Annotated in this window: 18 protein-coding genes; 10 read left to right on the top strand and 8 right to left on the bottom strand. The window is 67.1% G+C overall.

Annotated features, from left to right (window positions below):
- Nucleotides 1–102 precede the first annotated feature (102 nt).
- Both G0Q01_RS00640 and G0Q01_RS27245 read right to left on the bottom strand, forming a co-directional pair.
- On the bottom strand, nt 103–804 hold the full coding sequence (locus G0Q01_RS00640) for a hypothetical protein (RefSeq protein ID WP_108968317.1): 702 nt from the start codon (nt 802–804) through the stop codon (nt 103–105).
- Complete coding sequence (locus G0Q01_RS27245) at nt 776–1252, bottom strand: hypothetical protein (RefSeq protein WP_370526671.1); 477 nt, start codon at nt 1250–1252, stop codon at nt 776–778. The genes G0Q01_RS00640 and G0Q01_RS27245 overlap by 29 nt, the downstream gene beginning before the upstream one ends.
- Here G0Q01_RS27245 and G0Q01_RS00630 point away from each other — a divergent pair.
- Nucleotides 1236–1856: a hypothetical protein gene (locus tag G0Q01_RS00630; protein WP_164189559.1), complete on the top strand. Its 621-nt coding sequence runs from the start codon at nt 1236–1238 to the stop codon at nt 1854–1856. The two genes, G0Q01_RS27245 and G0Q01_RS00630, sit on opposite strands and share 17 nt — an antisense overlap.
- A gap of 25 nt (nt 1857–1881) precedes the next feature.
- On the opposite strand, the gene G0Q01_RS00625 is transcribed toward G0Q01_RS00630, so the two are convergent.
- From G0Q01_RS00625 to puuE, 4 genes are all read right to left on the bottom strand, one after another.
- Complete coding sequence (locus tag G0Q01_RS00625; protein WP_164189557.1) at nt 1882–3249, bottom strand: uracil-xanthine permease family protein; 1368 nt, start codon at nt 3247–3249, stop codon at nt 1882–1884.
- Between the two features lie 84 nt (nt 3250–3333).
- Nucleotides 3334–3831: an ureidoglycolate lyase gene (locus tag G0Q01_RS00620; RefSeq protein WP_164189555.1), complete on the bottom strand. Its 498-nt coding sequence runs from the start codon at nt 3829–3831 to the stop codon at nt 3334–3336.
- Complete coding sequence (locus G0Q01_RS00615) at nt 3828–4670, bottom strand: bifunctional allantoicase/(S)-ureidoglycine aminohydrolase (RefSeq protein ID WP_164189617.1); 843 nt, start codon at nt 4668–4670, stop codon at nt 3828–3830. The genes G0Q01_RS00620 and G0Q01_RS00615 overlap by 4 nt, the downstream gene beginning before the upstream one ends.
- A gap of 5 nt (nt 4671–4675) precedes the next feature.
- Nucleotides 4676–6088 carry an allantoinase PuuE gene (gene puuE, locus G0Q01_RS00610; protein WP_164189615.1) on the bottom strand — a complete coding sequence of 471 codons (1413 nt, stop codon included), beginning with the start codon at nt 6086–6088 and terminating at the stop codon, nt 4676–4678.
- Nucleotides 6089–6325: 237 nt separating this feature from the next.
- On the opposite strand from puuE, the gene smpB reads away from it, so the two are divergent.
- From smpB to G0Q01_RS00595, 3 genes are all read left to right on the top strand, one after another.
- Nucleotides 6326–6799, top strand: a complete 474-nt coding sequence (gene smpB, locus G0Q01_RS00605; protein ID WP_164189553.1) for an SsrA-binding protein SmpB — start codon at nt 6326–6328, stop codon at nt 6797–6799.
- A 111-nt stretch (nt 6800–6910) separates the two neighbouring features.
- Nucleotides 6911–7768, top strand: a complete 858-nt coding sequence (gene sseA / locus G0Q01_RS00600) for a 3-mercaptopyruvate sulfurtransferase (protein WP_164189551.1) — start codon at nt 6911–6913, stop codon at nt 7766–7768.
- The gene (locus G0Q01_RS00595; RefSeq protein ID WP_108968327.1) at nt 7768–8952 is read left to right on the top strand and encodes an amino acid aminotransferase; all 1185 of its coding nucleotides are present in this window, start codon (nt 7768–7770) and stop codon (nt 8950–8952) included. The genes sseA and G0Q01_RS00595 overlap by 1 nt, the downstream gene beginning before the upstream one ends.
- A 65-nt stretch (nt 8953–9017) precedes the next feature.
- Here G0Q01_RS00595 and G0Q01_RS00590 read toward each other — a convergent pair whose 3' ends face one another.
- Nucleotides 9018–9362, bottom strand: a complete 345-nt coding sequence (locus G0Q01_RS00590; protein ID WP_164189549.1) for an antibiotic biosynthesis monooxygenase — start codon at nt 9360–9362, stop codon at nt 9018–9020.
- A 352-nt stretch (nt 9363–9714) separates the two neighbouring features.
- Between G0Q01_RS00590 and deoC the strand changes: the two genes are divergently transcribed.
- The 4 genes from deoC to rlmH all read left to right on the top strand — a co-directional run bounded on the left by deoC (nt 9715) and on the right by rlmH (nt 14180).
- Nucleotides 9715–10707 carry a deoxyribose-phosphate aldolase gene (deoC, locus tag G0Q01_RS00585; RefSeq protein ID WP_203594852.1) on the top strand — a complete coding sequence of 331 codons (993 nt, stop codon included), beginning with the start codon at nt 9715–9717 and terminating at the stop codon, nt 10705–10707.
- 31 nt (nt 10708–10738) lie between these two features.
- Nucleotides 10739–13078 carry an aldehyde dehydrogenase family protein gene (locus G0Q01_RS00580; RefSeq protein ID WP_164189547.1) on the top strand — a complete coding sequence of 780 codons (2340 nt, stop codon included), beginning with the start codon at nt 10739–10741 and terminating at the stop codon, nt 13076–13078.
- Nucleotides 13079–13325: 247 nt separating this feature from the next.
- Complete coding sequence (gene rsfS / locus G0Q01_RS00575; protein ID WP_108968335.1) at nt 13326–13697, top strand: ribosome silencing factor; 372 nt, start codon at nt 13326–13328, stop codon at nt 13695–13697.
- Between the two features lie 12 nt (nt 13698–13709).
- Nucleotides 13710–14180: a 23S rRNA (pseudouridine(1915)-N(3))-methyltransferase RlmH gene (gene rlmH / locus G0Q01_RS00570; protein WP_164189545.1), complete on the top strand. Its 471-nt coding sequence runs from the start codon at nt 13710–13712 to the stop codon at nt 14178–14180.
- 281 nt (nt 14181–14461) lie between these two features.
- Here rlmH and G0Q01_RS00565 read toward each other — a convergent pair whose 3' ends face one another.
- Complete coding sequence (locus tag G0Q01_RS00565; RefSeq protein WP_108968339.1) at nt 14462–15265, bottom strand: undecaprenyl-diphosphate phosphatase; 804 nt, start codon at nt 15263–15265, stop codon at nt 14462–14464.
- A gap of 226 nt (nt 15266–15491) precedes the next feature.
- Here G0Q01_RS00565 and G0Q01_RS00560 point away from each other — a divergent pair, with 226 nt between their 5' ends.
- Together G0Q01_RS00560 and G0Q01_RS00555 are read left to right on the top strand one after the other, a co-directional pair.
- Entirely contained in the window at nt 15492–16931 is a 1440-nt protein-coding gene (locus G0Q01_RS00560) for an NAD(P)-dependent oxidoreductase (protein ID WP_164189543.1), read from the top strand.
- A 106-nt stretch (nt 16932–17037) separates the two neighbouring features.
- A complete protein-coding gene (locus G0Q01_RS00555) occupies nt 17038–17475 on the top strand; it encodes a GFA family protein (RefSeq protein ID WP_108968343.1) in 438 nt (145 codons plus the stop codon).
- Nucleotides 17476–17527: the final 52 nt, after the last annotated feature.

Here is a 17527-nt window from a genome sequence, read left to right as displayed (position 1 = left end):
TTGTACAGCCTCCTCGGAATCGCAAGCTTTTCGTTGGATTTGCGGAAAGGTGCGGCGAAAACCCGTCGTTGCGGCTGCGCCGCTGCCGCTGCGCGGCGGCGCTCAGACGACTTCGATCACGTCCTTGTCGATGGCCAGGTGATAGCCCTTGCGGGCGATGTTGCGCACCAAAAGCTCGCTGACCATCTGGTTGCCCAGACCGTCGCGGAGGCGCTTGATCCGCGTCGCCCCGGCGGCCTCTTCGCAATCGCTGGGATCGCGGCCCGAGATCATCCCCTCGATCTGCGCGCCGGTCAGGGTCTCGTCGTCCATCCGCGCCTCGGCCAGGACCGAGAGTGTCTCGATCATCGCCGCGGTCAGCTTGAAGCCCATGGTGTTGAGATAGACCATGTTCTCTTCGCGGCTGATGATCAGTGAACTGACCTGGATGCCCGAGCGCTCGATCTGCGCCATGCGCCGGTTCATCCCCGCCAGCATCACCAGGAAGACCAGCGCGGCCACCAGCATTGCGGCGGCGAAGACCAGCAGCACGAAGATCACCATGCGGTAGCTCGCCAGCGTGTCGGCAAAGGCGGTGCCCGACAGCGCGAGGATCTCCAGCAGCTTCACCTCGGCCTGGGCGGTGAGGTCATGCTCGACGAAAATCCGTTCGACCCGCGCGTTGAAGGCGTTGCCATCGGGCAGGGTGAGCATGAGCAGCCCGCCGGCAAGGACCAGCAGGGCGACGATCGCGGCGATGCCAAGGGTGACGATGCGCCCGCCTGCGCGGCGGGCGTCAGTAGCGGAGATAGAACTCGCCGGCATTCTTCTTCTTTTCTTCCGAGGGCGGCTGTTCGGACAGGGCGACGACGCTCAGCAGCGTCCAGCCGTTGCGGTCGAGCCGGATTTCCAGCTGCGCGGCCGCGGTGTTCTTCGACGGGCAGGCTTCCGTCGGCAGAAGGGCGATGCCGTACTGCAGGCGCAGCGGGTCGTCCTGTTTGGCCTTGTACTCCGCATAGCACTCGGCCTGCGCCGCAGTGGCACCGAGGGCGAGCGAGAACGAGAGGGCGAGAAACGGCATGTTCATAGGGGGAGACTGAGCGCGCGGCGGGCGCAATTCAATAGCCCCGGACGGATAGGTGCAGGATATCCGATAACATCGGAGAGATATTGCCTGTTTTTCCGGGGTGGGCCGAGGGTCGGGAGAGATCGCGGCAGCCGCCGTGATGCCCACAGGTTCCCCAAGGAGACAGCCCATGTCCAGGAAGTTCATCGCCGGCGTGCTCGCCGCCTCGCTCGTCGTCACCGGGTTTTCCGCCGCCCCGCTCCGCGCCGCCGAGGCGCGGGACGTGGCCAAGGTCATCGGCGGGGCGGCCCTCGTCTACATGATCGGCAAGGCGGTCAGCGAGGCGCGCGAGGCGGACCGCGAGCGCGACAGGAAGGATAAGGAAAGGACCAAGGCCCTGCAGCTTCAGGCGGCGCAGCAGGAGCACTCCTGGCGCGCCCCCGATCCGCGGCCCCACCTGCCGCGCCCCTACCGTTTCGAGGACCGTCACGGGCAGTTTGCGCAGCCGTCACACGCGCGGCCGAAGGGGGTTCTGCCGGGGGCCTGCCTGCGCGAGGTGCGCGGCGAGCGGGGCGCGGTGATGCAACGCTCCTGCCTGCGCAGCGCCGCGATCCGCACCGACGCCCTGCCTGACCGCTGCGAGAAGAAGCTCCGCATCGGCAAGGACAAGGAGCACGTTTTCTCGGCGCAATGCCTCCAGAAGGCGGGCTGGCGCATCGGCGGCCGTGGCGCCGGCAATGGCCACGACCGGCATGGCGCTTGGCACCCCGGTGGGCAGCATGATCGGCACTACGACGGTCGGCGCAACTGAGTGCGCCGACCAGAAAGATCGCCCCTCAGTGAAGGTCTTCGGGCAGCAGAAGGTTGAGCAGGATCGACAGACCCGCCGCCGGTAGCAGTCCGGAGGTCAGCAGCACCTGTGCCGTCTTGGGCAGGTGCTGCAGCGCCGTGGGCTCGAGCTGCAGCCCGAAACCGACCGAGAGCGAGATCGCGAAGATCACCATGTTGCGGCGGTTCCACACCACCTCGGAAAGCATGTTGACCCCCGCCGCGCAGACCATGCCGAACATCACGATGACCGCGCCGCCGAGCACGTTGATCGGCACGGTCGAGACCGCCGCGCCGACCTTTGGCACTAGCCCGCAGAGGATCAGGAAGAGCGCGCCGATGGTGACCACGTGGCGGCTCATGACCCCGGTCATCGAGATCAGACCGACATTCTGGCTGAACGAGGTGTTGGGCAGCCCGCCAAAGACCCCCGCCACCGCGGTGCCGAGACCGTCGGCAAAGGTCGCGCCGCCGATTTCCCTGTCGGTGGCCTCGCGCCCGGCGCCGCCCTTGGTGATGCCCGAGACGTCGCCCACGGTCTCGATCGCCGAGATGACCGCCATGAAGCACATGCCGAGGATGATCGCGAAGTTGAACTCGATGCCCCAGCGGAAGGGCATGGGCAGCTCGAAGACCGGCGCGTTGGCGACGCTGCCGAAGCTGACCTGGCCCATGGCCAGCGACACGAGGTACCCCGCGACCAGCCCGACCAGCACCGCCGAGAGCGCCAGAAGCCCACGGGTGAAGAACTTCACCGCCAGCGTCACCAAGATCACGACGAGCGCGGGCAGCCACATGGCTAGACTGCCGAACTCCGGCGTGCCCAGTTTCGGCACGCCGCCCGCGGCATACTGGATGCCGACCTTGAGCAGCGCGAGGCCGATCATCAGCACGATCAGCCCGGTGACCAGTGGCGGCAGCGCGTGGCGGATCCGGGTGACGACGAAGCCGAGGCAGAAGTGGAAGATCCCGCCGATCACGATGCCGGTCATCAGCCCGGCCATGCCCGCAATTCCCTGACCGGCCACCGCCGGGATCATCACCGGCAGAAAGGCAAAGGAGGTGCCCTGCACGATCGGCAGCCGCGCGCCGACCCTGCCGAAGCCGATCGACTGGAACAGCGTGGCGATGCCTGCAAAGAGCATCACCATCTGGATCATGTAGATCATGTTGGGAAAGTCGGGGCTGTTCGATCCGTAGCCGAAGCCCGCGGCCCCGGCGATGATGATCGCCGGGGTGACGTTCGAGGCGAACATCGCCATCACGTGCTGCAGCCCCAGCGGCACCGCCTTGCCGAGCGGCGGCATGTAGTCGGGGTCCATCAGCTGGTCGGGTGTGCCGATTGGGTGGCCCTTGGGGGCGGTTGCGTCAGTCATGCCATAGTCTCCCTCGTCGGTGTTGCGTAGTGGGTATGAGATGACCCGCCGCCTCTGCCGGGCGTCTGTGCGGGGGAGGGGCCGTCAGCCCCGGGTGATCAGCAGCGGCGCCTCCAGCCAGTGTTCTTCAAGGTTGGGTGTCGCGCCGATGCGGTCGACCACGGCAAAGAGCCCCGGCGCCTGCAGTGGCGTCAGCACCCCGTGCCAGGTGCCCCGGTGAAAGTTGATCCCCTGTCCCGGCGCGGCGAGGAAGGCGTGCGCCTCGCCGGGTCCCTCGTTCGCGCCGGACCCGGGGTCGGCGACGATCACCAGCCACTCGTTCTGGTGCATCGGCAGGAAGGCCTGGCTGCCCTCGGGGTGCCGCTCGACCAGTTCCAGCGTATAGGGCAGGGCGCGCGGCTCGGCGTCGAAGAGGCTGATGCCTGCCCGGCCCTCGGGGCCGAAGTCCAGCGCGGCGCGGTCGTGGTGCCGCCCGCAGAGCCCCTGGTTGATGATCTTGTCGGGGGTGCCCTTCACCTCGAGCACCTCGCCATAGGGCGCGAAGCCCTCGGCGGTCAGCGGGCGCGCGGCGATCTCCCTCATCGCGCCGCCCCCACCGGGGCCAGCGAGACGTGGCGGTTGACGTCCTTGTAGAGCAGGTAGCGGAAGCGCTCGCTCTCGTCGACGATGCAGGCCTGCGGGCAGAAGGCGCGCAGCCACATGAAATCGCCGGGGCCGACCTCGACCCAGTCCTGGTTGAGCAGGTAGCGCGCGCGCCCCTCCAGAACGTAGAGCCCGTGTTCCATCACGTGGGTCTCGGCGAAGGGGATGCGCCCGCCCTTGCCGAAGGTGACGATGTTGGCGTGGAAGTCGTGGCGGATGTCGGCGGGATCGAAGAAGCGCTGGGTGCCCCAGAGCTCCTCGCAGCCGGTCATCCAGTTTACCGGGACCTCCTCGTCATGGGTGACGATCACCGGCGGCACCGAGACACCCGGCGCCGCCTCCCAGCGCTTGCGGATCCAGTGGAATTTGCAGGGCGTCTCGCCGCCGTTCCACAGTGTCCAGCCGGAGCTCGGCGGCAGGTAGACGACGTGGCCCGCGCGCAGATCGTACTCCGTGCCGCCGACGGTCAGCCGCGCGGTGCCCTCCGTGACCAGCAGCGCCGCCTGCGCCTGCGCATCGGGTTCGGGTGCCTCGCTGCCGCCACCCGGAGCCAGCTCCACCGCGTATTGCGCGAAGCTCTCGGCAAAGCCCGAGAGCGGCTTGGCGATGATCCAGGCGCGGGTGTGCTGCCAGCCCGGCAGCAGCGAGCTGACGATGTCGCGCATCGTGCCGGCGGGGATGAAGGCATAGGCGGTGGTGAAGACCGCGGCGCCGTGAGGGTTGTCCTCGCGCGGGGGCATGCCGGCGGGCGGGAAGGCATAGCTGCGGGGGGTGTCCATGATGCTCACAGGAGGGCCTCCAGGCGCAGGCGGGCGATGCGTTCGACCTGTCGGCAGGCCTCGGCGAACTCGGTGTCGGTATCATTGGCGATGCGGCGCTCGAAGGCGGCGAGGATGCCCGCCTTGTCGTGGTCGCGCACCGCGATGATGAAGGGGAAGCCGTGCTTCTCGACATAGGTGGTGTTGAGCTCGGTGAAGCGCGCACGTTCGGCATCGGTCAGCGCGTCGAGCCCGGCGCTGGCCTGCTCGGCGGTGCTGTCCTCGGTCAGGCGCTTCGCCTCGGCCAGCTTGCCGGCGAGGTCGGGGTGTGCCTGCAGCACGCCCATCCGTTCCTCGCGTGAGGCAGTGCGCAACACCCGGGCGAGGGCATTGGCCAGCCCCGCCGGCCGGTCATGCGCCGCGCCGAGCTCCAGCTCGAAGGCGCGCTCGGCGACCCAGGGCGAATGCTCGACGATGCCGCCGAAGGTGCCGACAAAGGTGTCGCGGTCCATGGTCGAGGGACGCGGGCCGGTCTTCGGCGGGTGGGTCTTGGCCCAATGCTCGGCGATCTCCAACCGGGTCGGGGTCCAGACCCCCTCGAAGCCTCCGATATAGTCGAGAAAGCGCTTCAGCCCGGCGATCTTGCCCGGGCGGCCGATCAGGCGGCAGTGCAGGCCGACCGACATCATCGCAGGCTTGCCCGCCTCGCCCTCGACAATCAGCGTGTCGAAGGCGTCCTTGAGGTAGGTGAAGAACATCTCGCCCTCGATCCAGCCCGGCGAGGTGGCGAAGCGCATGTCGTTGGCTTCGAGCGTGTAGGGGATGATCAGCTGCTCGCGGCCCTCGACCTCCAGCCAGTAGGGCAGGTCGTCGTCATAGGTGTCCGAGACGTAGTCCATCGCCCCGGTCTCGGCGACCAGCCGCACGGTGTTCTCGCTGCAGCGCCCGGTGTACCAGCCGCGCGGCGGCGCGCCGACAACCTCGGTGTGCAGGCGGATCGCCTCGGCGATGGAGGCGCGCTCCTCTGCCTCGGGCATGTCCTTGTGCTCGACCCACTTCAGCCCGTGCGAGGCGATCTCCCAGCCCGCGTCCTTCATCGCCTCGACCTGCTCGGGCGAGCGGGCGAGGGCGGTGGCGACGCCGTAGATGGTGACCGGGATATCGTAGCCGGTGAACAGCCGGTGCAGCCGCCAGAAGCCGGCGCGGGCGCCGTACTCGTAGATCGATTCCATGTTCCAGTGGCGCTGGCCCGGCCATTGCGCCGCGCCCGCGATGTCCGACAGGAACGCCTCCGAGGCCGCGTCGCCGTGCAGGACGCAGTTCTCGCCGCCCTCTTCGTAGTTCAGCACGAATTGCACGGCGATCTTTGCACCGCCGGGCCATTGCGCGTCGGGGCGGTCGGGTCCGTGGCCGATCATGTTGCGGGGGTAGCGCTGCATTTGCCGGTCCTCTGGCATGGGGTGGTCTCCTGTCGATACTGGCGTGCCGGCTCGGGCGGAACCGCAAAGCCCCGCGGCACAGCGCGCACCTTGCCTTCCCTGTTAGCACCGCTGAAAAAAGGAGCAAGATCATCTGCTCCCGAACACCCCGCGGCGCGCGGCGGCGGCGGTCCCTCCGGCGGGCTTGCGCGCCCTGCATATGGACAGAGCGCCTCGCAGCCCCTATGTGCACCCATCATGGCCCAGCAGAAGTCCGACCCCAACTACAAGATCATCGCCGAGAACCGGCGCGCACGCTTCGATTACGCGATCGAGGACGATATCGAGTGCGGCATCATCCTCACCGGTTCCGAGGTCAAGAGCCTGCGCGAGAACAGTTCCAACATCGCCGAGAGCTACGCGGCGGTGGAGGACAGTGAACTGTGGCTAGTGAACTCCTACATCGCGCCCTACACCCGCGCCATGTTCCCGCACGAGGAGCGCCGCCGCCGCAAGCTGCTGGTCTCCAAGAAAGAGCTGTCGCGGCTTTGGAACGAGACCCAGCGCAAGGGCATGACCATCGTGCCGCTGGTCATGTATTTCAATCACAAGGGCATGGTGAAGCTGAAGATCGGCATCGCCAAGGGCAAGCAGAACCACGACAAGCGCGAGACCGAGGCTAAGCGCGACTGGAACCGCCAGAAGCAGCGGCTGCTCAAGGAACGCGGCTGACCCTGCGACCGAATCTCCGCGCGTGGGCTCGGCGCCGCCCCATCGCACCCTTGCGAGTCCGCAGCCGGCACCTTAGAGACGAGGCGATGCTGACTGCCCCGGGGAGAGGTGATGGCAAGTGACGACCCCAAGACGCTCGTGTCGACCGACTGGCTGGCGCGCCACCTGAAGGATCCGGACCTGCGCCTGCTCGACGCGAGCTGGTACATGCCCGGCTCGGGACGCGATCCCAAGGCCGAGTACGAGGCCGCGCACATTCCGGGCGCGCGCTTCTTCGACATCGACGAGATCTCCGACCTGCGCTCGGAACTGCCGCACATGGTGCCCCCCGTGGACAAGTTCATGTCCCGCATGCGCGCGCTCGGAGTCGGCGACGGCCATCAGATCGTCGTCTACGACGGCACCGGCCTCTTCTCTGCCGCCCGCGTCTGGTGGCTGTTCAAGCTCATGGGACATGACGACATCGCCGTGCTCGACGGCGGCCTGCCGAAATGGCAGTCCGAGGGGCGCGAGGTCGAGGATCTGCCCCCCGTCATCCGCGACCGCCACATGATGGTGCGCCGCCAGAACCACCTGGTGAAGGACGTCACACAGGTCTCTGCCGCTTCGAAGCTGCGCGACCACGAGATCCTCGACGCCCGCGCCCCTGCCCGCTTCCGCGGCGAGGTGCCCGAGCCGCGCCCGGGCCTGCGCTCGGGCCATATTCCCGGCTCCAAGAACGTGCCCTTCGGCACGCTGCTCAACCCCGACCAGACGATGAAGTCGCCCGAGGCGCTGCGCGCCGCCTTCGAGAGCGCCGGCGTCGATCTAGGCAAGCCGGCGATCACCAGCTGCGGCTCGGGGGTCACCGCCGCCATCCTGAGCCTTGCCCTGACACGCCTCGGCAAGACAGACCACGCCCTTTATGACGGGTCCTGGACCGAGTGGGGGCAATTCCCCACGCTGCCCGTCGCCACCGGAGAGGACTGATGTTCGAAACTCTGAAAGAGCAACCCGCCGACAAGATCCTGATGCTGATGCAGGCCTTCAAGGAAGACCCGCGCACGCAAAAGGTCGACCTCGGGGTCGGCGTCTACAAGGACGCCAGCGGCAACACGCCGGTCATGCGCGCCATCAAGGCGGCGGAAAAGCAGCTCTGGGAGAGTGAGACCACCAAGGCCTACACCGGCCTCGCCGGCGACCCGGCCTTTGCCGAGGCGCTGTCGACGCTGGTGCTGGGCGACGCTGTCCCACGCGAGAACATTGCCGCCGCCGCGACTCCGGGCGGCACCGGCGCCGTGCGCCAGGCCTTCGACATGATCAAGATGGCCAACCCCAAGGCGCGCGTCTTTGTCTCGGACCCGACCTGGCCGAACCACTTGTCGATCCTCAAGCACATGGGCCTGCAGATCGTCCCTTACCGCTATTTCGACGCCGAGACACGCGGCGTGGACTTCATCGGCATGATCGCCGATCTGCAGCAGGTGCTGCCGGGCGACGTGGTGCTGCTGCACGGCTGCTGCCACAACCCCACCGGCGCCAACCTGAACATCTCGCAGTGGAAGGCCGTGACCCAGCTGCTGCTGGAAAAGCAGGGCACGCCGATGATCGACATCGCCTACCAGGGCTTCGGCGACGGTCTCGAGGAAGACGCCGCCGGCGTGCGCCTCGTTGCCTCCTCGGTGCCCGAGTGCCTGATCGCGGCCTCCTGCTCGAAAAACTTCGGCATCTACCGCGAGCGCACGGGCCTGCTGATGGCCGTCAGCCAGGATGCCTCGGCGAAGAAGCTGAACCAGGGCACGCTGAATTACCTCAACCGGCAGAACTACTCCTTCCCGCCCGACCACGGCGCGCGGCTGGTGACCATGGTTCTGACCGATCCCGAGCTGCGCGCCGACTGGGCCGCCGAGCTCGAGGAGGTGCGCCTGTCGATGCTGGGGCTGCGCGAGCAGCTTGCTTCCGAGCTGCAGCGCCTGTCGGGCTCGGACCGTTTTGGCTTCATCGCCCAGCACCGCGGCATGTTCTCGCGTCTTGGCGCGACGCCTGAGCAGGTCGAGACCATGCGCCGTGATCACGGCATCTACATGGTCGGAGACTCGCGCCTGAACATCGCGGGCCTCAACAAGACCACCGTGCCGATCCTCGCCGAGGCCATCATCAAGGCTGGCTGCTGAGCCCCGGACGCCGACGCAAACGGCAAGTGTCTCGAGCGCGGGCCTTCGGGCCCGCGTTTCGCGTTTCAGCCATGCGTCGCGTGGCTGTCCTGCGGCGCCTCGGCCCGGTCCTCCATGCCGTAGTCGCGCAGCACCTGGCAGACCCGCAGCCGATAGCCCGCGAAGATGCCCTCGCGCCCGGCCTTCTGTGCGCCGCGATGCGCGGCGAGGGTCCGCCAGCGCTGCACCGCCGCCTCGTCTTCGAAGAAGCTGAGCGAGAGCAGCTTGTCGGGGTTGGTGAGGCTCTGGAAGCGCTCGACCGAGATGAACCCTTCGACCTCCTCGACCATGGGACGCATGGCGGCGGCGATGTCGAGGTATTGCTCCTTGCGCCCTTCGGCGGGGATGACCTCGAAGATGATTGCGATCATGACTGTCTCCTCTTTGTCGGCCAGCTTTCCGGCCCAGAGGCGCGGTTTGCAAGCCGGTAGCGGGGCGTGCCTGCCGCGCGGTGCCCGGTTTGGCAGGGGGCACTTGCGTATTTGAAAAGAGAAGAAGGTGCAGGGCGCGGCGCCGAGGCAGGGCGGCGGCGGCCTGCCGGGGGTCGCGCCCGGGGGTTGATCTCTGCGGCGCGCGCATGGCAAAGCGCGGGCTTTCGCGGTCGGGCGGTTCCCGGCCAGCACGATCCGCTTGCCGCGCGGGGGTTTGACACGTATCCGCAAGGCTGGCCCGCTTGCCCAAGTGCGGGGGCCGTGCGACCCTTCCCGCCGGAGGACCCCAGTGATGACCGAGACGATGAGCCGATCCGAAACCAGCCTTGTGCCGCAGCTCCACGAGCCGCGCAATCCGGGCATGCCGCTCGACATGGACCGGGTGATGCGCGCAACCGCCAACCGTTCGGCGATCGAGCGCCGCGCCGCGACCCTGCCCGGGCGGCGCTCGGTGAAGAAGGACTACCAGGCGGCCTGGCTCGCACGGGCAATTTCCTGCATCGATTTGACCACGCTTGCGGGCGACGACACGCCGGGACGCGTGGCGCGGCTCTGCGCCAAGGCACGACAGCCGGTGCGGGCGGATCTCCTCGACGCGCTGGGGCTCGAGGGGCTGACCGTGGGCGCGGTCTGCGTCTACCACGACATGATCGCCCCTGCCGTCGAGGCGCTCGAGGGCAGCGGCATTCCGGTGGCGGCGGTCTCGACGGGTTTTCCGGCGGGGCTCTCACCCTTCCATCTGCGCGTCGCCGAGATCACCGAGAGCGTCAAGGCCGGTGCCAGGGAGATCGACATCGTCATCTCGCGCCGCCACGTGCTGACCGGTGACTGGCAGGCGCTCTACGACGAGATGCGCGCCTTTCGCGAAGCCTGCGGCGAGGCGCACGTGAAGGCGATCCTCGCCACCGGCGAGCTGGGCACGCTGCAGAACGTGGCGCGGGCGTCGATGGTCTGCATGATGGCGGGCGCCGATTTCATCAAGACCTCGACCGGCAAGGAAAGCGTCAACGCCACGCTGCCGGTCAGCCTCGTGATGATGCGCGCCATCCGCGAGTACCACGAGGAAACCGGCTATCGCGTCGGTTACAAGCCGGCGGGCGGCATCTCCAAGGCCAAGGACGCGGTGACCTACCTGGCGCTGGTCAAGGAAGAGCTCGGCGACCGCTGGCTGCGGCCGGACCTCTATCGCTTCGGCGCCTCCTCGCTGCTGGGCGACATCGAGCGGCAGCTCGAACATCACGTGACCGGGGCCTATTCGGCCTCCTGGCGCCACGCCACGAGCTGATGGCGCATCTGCGGAACTGGAGACGACGGACATGAGCGTGAAAGAGATCTTCGAGAGCATGGATTATGGACCCGCGCCCGAGAGCGCCGCGGATGCGCTGAGCTGGATCGTGGATCAGGGCTCGCGCTTTGGGTGCTTCATCGATGGCGGCTTCACCAAGCCGGGCAAGACCTTCGAAAGCCGCAATCCCGCCACCGGCGAGGTGCTGGCCGAGGTGACGCAGGCGACGCAGGGCGATGTCGATGCGGCGGTCAAGGCCGCGCGCGCGGCGCAGCCGGGATGGGCCAAGCTGGGGGGCAAGGGCCGGGCGCGCTTCCTCTACGCGCTGGCGCGGCTGGTGCAGAAGCATTCGCGGCTGCTGGCGGTGCTGGAAACGCTCGATAACGGCAAGCCGATCCGCGAGAGCCGCGACATCGACATCCCCCTCGTGGCGCGGCACTTCTACTATCACGCCGGCTGCGCGCAGCTGATGGACGCCGAGTTGCCGGGGCAGGAGCCGCTGGGGGTCTGCGGCCAGATCGTGCCGTGGAACTTCCCGCTGCTGATGCTCGCCTGGAAGATTGCCCCGGCGCTGGCCATGGGCAACACCGTGGTGCTGAAGCCCGCCGAATGGACCTCGCTGAGCGCGCTGTGCTTTGCAGACCTCTGCCAGCAGGCGGGTCTGCCCAAGGGCGTGGTCAACATCGTCACCGGCGACGGCGCCGTGGGCGAGATGATCGTGGGCGCAGAGGTCGACAAGATCGCCTTCACCGGCTCGACCGAGGTGGGCCGCAAGATCCGTGCGGCCACCGCCGGCAGCGGCAAGTCCCTGACGCTCGAGCTGGGCGGCAAGTCGGCCTATGTGGTGTTCGAGGATGCCGATCTCGACAGCGCGGTCGAGGGGCTGGTGGATGCGATCTGGTTCAACCAGGGGCAGGTCTGCTGCGCCGGCTCGCGCCTTCTGGTGCAGGAGGGCATCGCCGAGCGCTTCCACGACAAGCTCAAGGCGCGGATGGACAAGCTGCGCCTGGGCGATCCGCTCGACAAGTGCATCGATATCGGGGCCATCGTCGATCCCGAGCAGAAGGCGCGGATCGAGGCGCTGATGCAGAAGGCCGTGGGCGAAGGCGAGGTCTACACAGGCTGCGCCGCGCCCGAGGGCTGCTTCATCGCCCCGACGTTGGTTACCGGCCTCTCCCCCGCCTCGCTGCTGATGCAGGAAGAGATTTTCGGCCCGGTGCTTGTCTCGACCACCTTCCGCACGCCGTCGGAGGCGGTGCAGATCGCCAACAACACGCGCTACGGGCTGGCCGCCTCGGTCTGGTCCGAGAACATCAACACCGCGCTTGATATTGCGCCGAAACTCGAGGCCGGGGTGGTCTGGGTCAACGGCAGCAACATGTTCGATGCGGCGGCGCCCTTCGGCGGGCTGCGCGAGAGCGGTTTTGGCCGGGAAGGCGGCTGGGAGGGCCTCGCGGCCTATACCCGCCCCGCCGGCAAGGCCGCGTCGCTAAAGAAGGTCGAGGCCTTCGCGGGCGAGAAGGCCGAGCCGCAGGACGTCGATCGTACCGCCAAGCTCTACATCGGCGGCAAACAGGCGCGGCCCGACAGCGGCTACGCGCAGAACATCTACGACCGCAAGGGCCGACTGCTGGGGCAGGCGCCGATCTCGTCGCGCAAGGACATCCGCAACGCCGTCGAAGCGGCGCGGGGCGCGTCGGGCTGGTCCTCGGCCACGGCCCACAACCGCGCGCAGGTGATCTACTTCATCGCCGAGAACCTGCAGGCGCGGGCGGGGGAGTTCGCGGCGCGGATCGATTCCATGACCGGCGGCAACGGGGGCGCGGCAGAGGTCGAAGCCTCGGTCGACCGGCTCTTCACCTATGCGGCCTGGGCGGACAAGTACGAAGGGGCGGTGAAACCCGTGCCGCTGCGCGGCACCGCGCTGTCGCTGCGCCGACCCACCGGCGTGATCGGTGCCTTCTGCCCCGACGAGGCGCCGCTGCTGGGGCTCGTGTCGGTCATGGCCCCGGCCATCGCCATGGGCAACCGCGTGGTGCTGGTCGCCTCCGAGCCCTTCCCGCTGGCGGCGACGGATTTCTACCAGGTGCTCGACACCTCGGATCTGCCGGGCGGGGTGGTCAACATCCTCACCGGCCCGCACGAGGAGCTTGCGCCGACGCTTGCCAGCCACATGGACGTCGAGGCGGTGTGGAGCTTTTCGTCGTCGGACCTGTCTAAGACCCTCGAGGCGGGTGCCGCGGGCAACCTCAAACGCAGTTGGGTGAACGACGGCAACGCCCGCGATTGGGCCTCGGCAGCGGGGGAGGGCGAGAGCTTCCTCGAGGCGGCGACCGAGGTTCAGACGGTGTGGATCCCCTGGGGCGCCTGAGCGGCGCCCCGTCCCGGAGCCCGAGTCGCGTGTGGGGCGCCTTGTCGCGCCCCACCGTTTTAGGCGTTGAATCAGCCTGCTGTCCCGGATAAGGGGCGATCTTTCGCCGCAACGTTGAGAAAAGCCCTCTCCGATGCTATCTTATAAGGGCCCGGCGCCGGGGTCACATTCGGCGCGTGCCATGAAGGAGGACAATGTCCTGTCACTTACTGCCGATGCGGCCGGTGCCGCTGTTGCGGGGATGCCCATGAGCGGGCTGCCCCACACCGAGGTCACGAGCGAGCTTATTCTTGCCGCCGTCCTCAAGTCTCTCGACGACAACAAGGCGGAAGAGACCGTGCAGATTGACCTGCGCGGCAAGACCTCCGTCTGCGACCATATGGTGATCTGCTCGGGACGTTCGTCGCGACAGGTGGCCGCGATCGCGCAGAAGCTCGCCGAGGATCTGAAACATGAGCTGGGCGTCCTGTGCAAGACCGAGGGCGAAGAGACCGGCGACTGGGTGCTGATCGACGCGGGCGACGTGATCGTCCACGTGTTCCGGCCCGAGGTCCGCGAGTTCTACCAGCTCGAGAAGATGTGGATGCCGCTGGGCAAGGTGGCCCAGAGCGCGACCTGACCGGGAGCGCTTATGCGTGTGCACCTCTGCGTCGTGGGCCGGCTTCGGTCTGGCCCCGAGCGCGATCTGATTGACGATTACCTCAAGCGTTTCGACCGCACCGGGCGGGCGCTTGGCCTGGGGCCGGTGACGGTCACCGAGGTCGAGGACCGCAAGGGCGGCGGCATGGCCGCCGAGGCGGCGCTGCTGCGCAAGGCGATTCCTTCGGGAGCCCGGCTGTGCATCCTCGATGAGCGCGGCAAGCTGATGAGCTCGCCGGACTTCGCGCAGCGGCTCGGCGAAATTCGCGATGGCGGCACGGGCGATCTGGCCTTCGTCATCGGCGGGGCGGATGGACTCGATCCCTCGCTGCGGGCCGAGGCCGACATGGCGCTGAGCTTCGGCCATATGGTCTGGCCGCACATGCTGGTCAGGGTCATGCTGTCCGAACAGCTCTACCGCGCAGCGTCCATTTTGGCAGGCAGCCCTTACCACCGCGTATGACTTTGTGCCGATGTCGATGTCGGCAGGTTCCCGCCTATAGGGCGACTCGCCCACGGCGAGAATCCGCGCGAACGCAAACCCCGCGTTGCAAACACCGAAATCCCTGATTTAGCTGCACTTATCGCACCGTCGCGCAGCTGTGAAGACGAGCGAGGTTGACTGCCCTTTCTACTGTCCCTGCCGGCTCCCCCGCCGGTCCCGGGTAGTTCAACGGCCCCGGAGTTTCCCCGAACTCCGGGGCCTTCCCATGTCCGGGGGCGCGTTGGGGCTCTGCTCCGGGATCAGCTATAGGCGATGACCAGCAGAACCGCTCCGAGGATCACCCTGTAGATCACGTAGGGGGTGAAGCTCACCGAGCGCAGCAGTCGCATCATGAGCGTCAGGGCCAGCAGGGCCGAGACAAAGGCGAAGCCCGCGGCGATGGCGCCGTCCTTGGCCGCCTGCGCATCGGCAGTGCCGATGACCTCGGCGCCGAGCAGCACACCCGAGGCAAAGATCGTCGGGATCGACATGAGCATCGAGATCTTCGCCGCGTCATGGCGCTTGTAGCCGAGCTGGCGCGCGCCGGTGATGGTGATGCCCGACCGCGAGGTGCCCGGAATCAGCGCCACCGCCTGCCAAAGGCCGAGCTTGACCGCGTCCTTCAGGTTCCAGTCCGCTTCGGTCTTCACCTCAGGGCCCTTCTGGTCGGCCCACCAGAGCACGATCCCGAAGATCAGCATCGTCCAGCCAATCACCGCGATCGAGCGCAGCATGTCCGACAGGCCGGTGATGTTGAGGATCAGCCCGACGAGGATCACCGGCACCGTGGCAACGGCGAGCAGGAAGGCGAGCTTGGAGCCGGGCGTATCGATCTTGCCGGTCAGCATGCGCGGGATGCCCGCGAGCCCCTCGCGCACGTCCGACCAGAAATAGAGCACCACCGCAAAGAGCGTACCGACGTGCACCGCTACGTCGATCACTTGCCCCTGGTCTTCCATGCCGGTCAGCCCGGGGAGGAGAATCAGGTGACCGGAGGAGGAAATCGGGAGAAACTCGGTGATGCCCTGGATGAGCGCGAGAATAATCAGTTGAGACAGGGGCATGGACGCAGGTCTCCGCTTGGATAGCCACTTTTGCTATAGATTCTTGGATTTCAGGGGGAAAGAGGCAATTTGGTCCGTTTCCGGACCTATTTTTTGACTGAAATGGTGGGCGTCAGGCGCCAACGAGCAGAATTTTATCATTATAGGTCAGCATGTATGACTTTTATTCCGTTTCGACTTTAAGTAAGGAAGCCCGACCGATTGATTTGCTTGGAGACAAGGCATCATGGCAAAGCAACCCATGCTGAAATTCGTGAAGATCGAGCGCGACATGCCCGAGAAGCGGGAGGCGAGTGTCCGCAGCCACGACTTCGACGAAATTTACGCTGAGTTCGCAAAGGCCAAGGCCGAAGAGCAGGCGAGCCGCTGCAGCCAATGCGGTGTGCCTTATTGCCAGTCCCATTGCCCGCTGCACAACAACATCCCCGACTGGCTGAACCTCACCGCGACCGGCCGTCTGGAAGAAGCCTACGAGATCAGCCAGGCCACCAACACCTTCCCGGAAATCTGCGGCCGCATCTGCCCGCAGGACCGTCTGTGCGAAGGCAACTGCGTGATCGAACAATCTGGTCACGGAACCGTGACCATTGGCTCTGTCGAAAAATACATCACCGACACCGCCTGGGAGCAGGGCTGGGTGAAGCCCGCCGCACCCGCGGTCGAGCGCGCCGAGAGCGTCGGCATCATCGGTGCGGGCCCGGGCGGGCTTGCGGCCGCCGACATGCTGCGCCGCGCAGGTGTGCAGGTCATCGTCTATGACCGCTACGATCGCGGCGGCGGCCTTCTGACCTATGGCATTCCGGGCTTCAAGCTCGAGAAGGACGTGGTCATGCGCCGCATCAAGCAGCTCGAGGACGGCGGCGTGCGTTTCGTCTTCAACTGCAATGTCGGGCAGGACATGAGCTTCGACGAGATCCGCGACCAGCATGACGCGGTGATCATCGCCACCGGCGTCTACAAGTCGCGCGACTTGCGTGGTCCGGGCGCTGGCGCCAAGGGCATCGTCAAGGCGATCGACTATCTCACCGCCTCGAACCGCACCGCCAACTTCGGCGACACCGTGCCCGAGTTCGAAAGCGGAGAGCTGAACGCCAAGGGCAAGAAGGTCGTGGTCATCGGCGGCGGCGACACCGCCATGGACTGCCTGCGCACCGCGATCCGCCAGGGCGCCGAGAGCGTGAAATGCCTCTACCGCCGCGACCGTGCCAACATGCCGGGAAGCCAGCGCGAGACCGCCAACGCCGAGGAAGAAGGCGTGCAGTTCGAGTGGCTGACCGCGCCGAAGGGTTTCAAGGGCGACGAGGTCGTCGAGGCGGTGATGGTCCAGAAAATGCGCCTCGGCCTGCCCGACGCCACCGGCCGCCAGTCGCCCGAGGTGATCGAAGGCGCCGACTACGAAGAGCCCGCCGACCTGGTGATCAAGGCGCTCGGCTTCGAGGCCGAGGACCTGCAGACCCTTTGGGGCGCGCCAGAGCTGGAAGTCACCCGCTGGGGCACCGTGAAGGCCGAGTTCACCTCGGGCCGGACCGGGCTGCCGGGCGTCTATGCCGTGGGCGACATCGTGCGCGGTGCCAGCCTCGTGGTCTGGGCGATCCGTGACGGCCGCGACTGTGCCGAGCACGTGCTCAAGGACTTCGAAAAGCTCGCCGCGATCGCCGCCGAGTAAGGCCCACCTCCCCAGCACATCCCATGCACATGGGGCGTGCATCCCTTGAACCTCACGTCCGAACAGAGGTCAGCACTGCTGACCCTTGCCGAAAAAGGAGCGGTGCATGACGCAGAAGACCGGACAATGCCTTTGCGGCGCGGTGCGCTTCACCGTGACCGAGTGCGGCAATTTCGGCGTCTGCCATTGTGAGCAGTGCCGCCGCTGGGCCGGATCGGCGCTCTTTGCAGTGAACGTGCCCGAGACGGCGATTGAGATCGAGGGCGCCGAGGCGATCCGCAGCTTCCGCAGCTCGAGCTGGGCCTCGCGGCATTTCTGCGGCACCTGCGGCTCGGTGCTCTGGTACCGCTACGACAAGGGTGAGGACGGGGCAGGAGAGTACGAGGTCTGCCTCGGGCTGCTCGACGATGGCAACGGCTTCGAGATGAAGAGCGAGATCTTCGCCGACGAAAAGCCCGACAGCTGGGGCCTCACCGGGGCCCATCCGAAATACACCCGCGCCGAGACGCTGAAGAAATTCGGGGCGGACGTCAGCGGCGCCTGAGCCGCAAGACCGAACAAGCGGCGCCTGAGCCGCAAGACAGATTTCCGGCGCG

This window comes from Salipiger sp. PrR007, from assembly GCF_010499845.1.
Lineage (GTDB): Bacteria > Pseudomonadota > Alphaproteobacteria > Rhodobacterales > Rhodobacteraceae > Salipiger > Salipiger pacificus_A.
The sequence above is the reverse complement of the archived record's forward strand: the minus strand, read 5'-3'. Positions and strand labels throughout refer to the sequence as shown.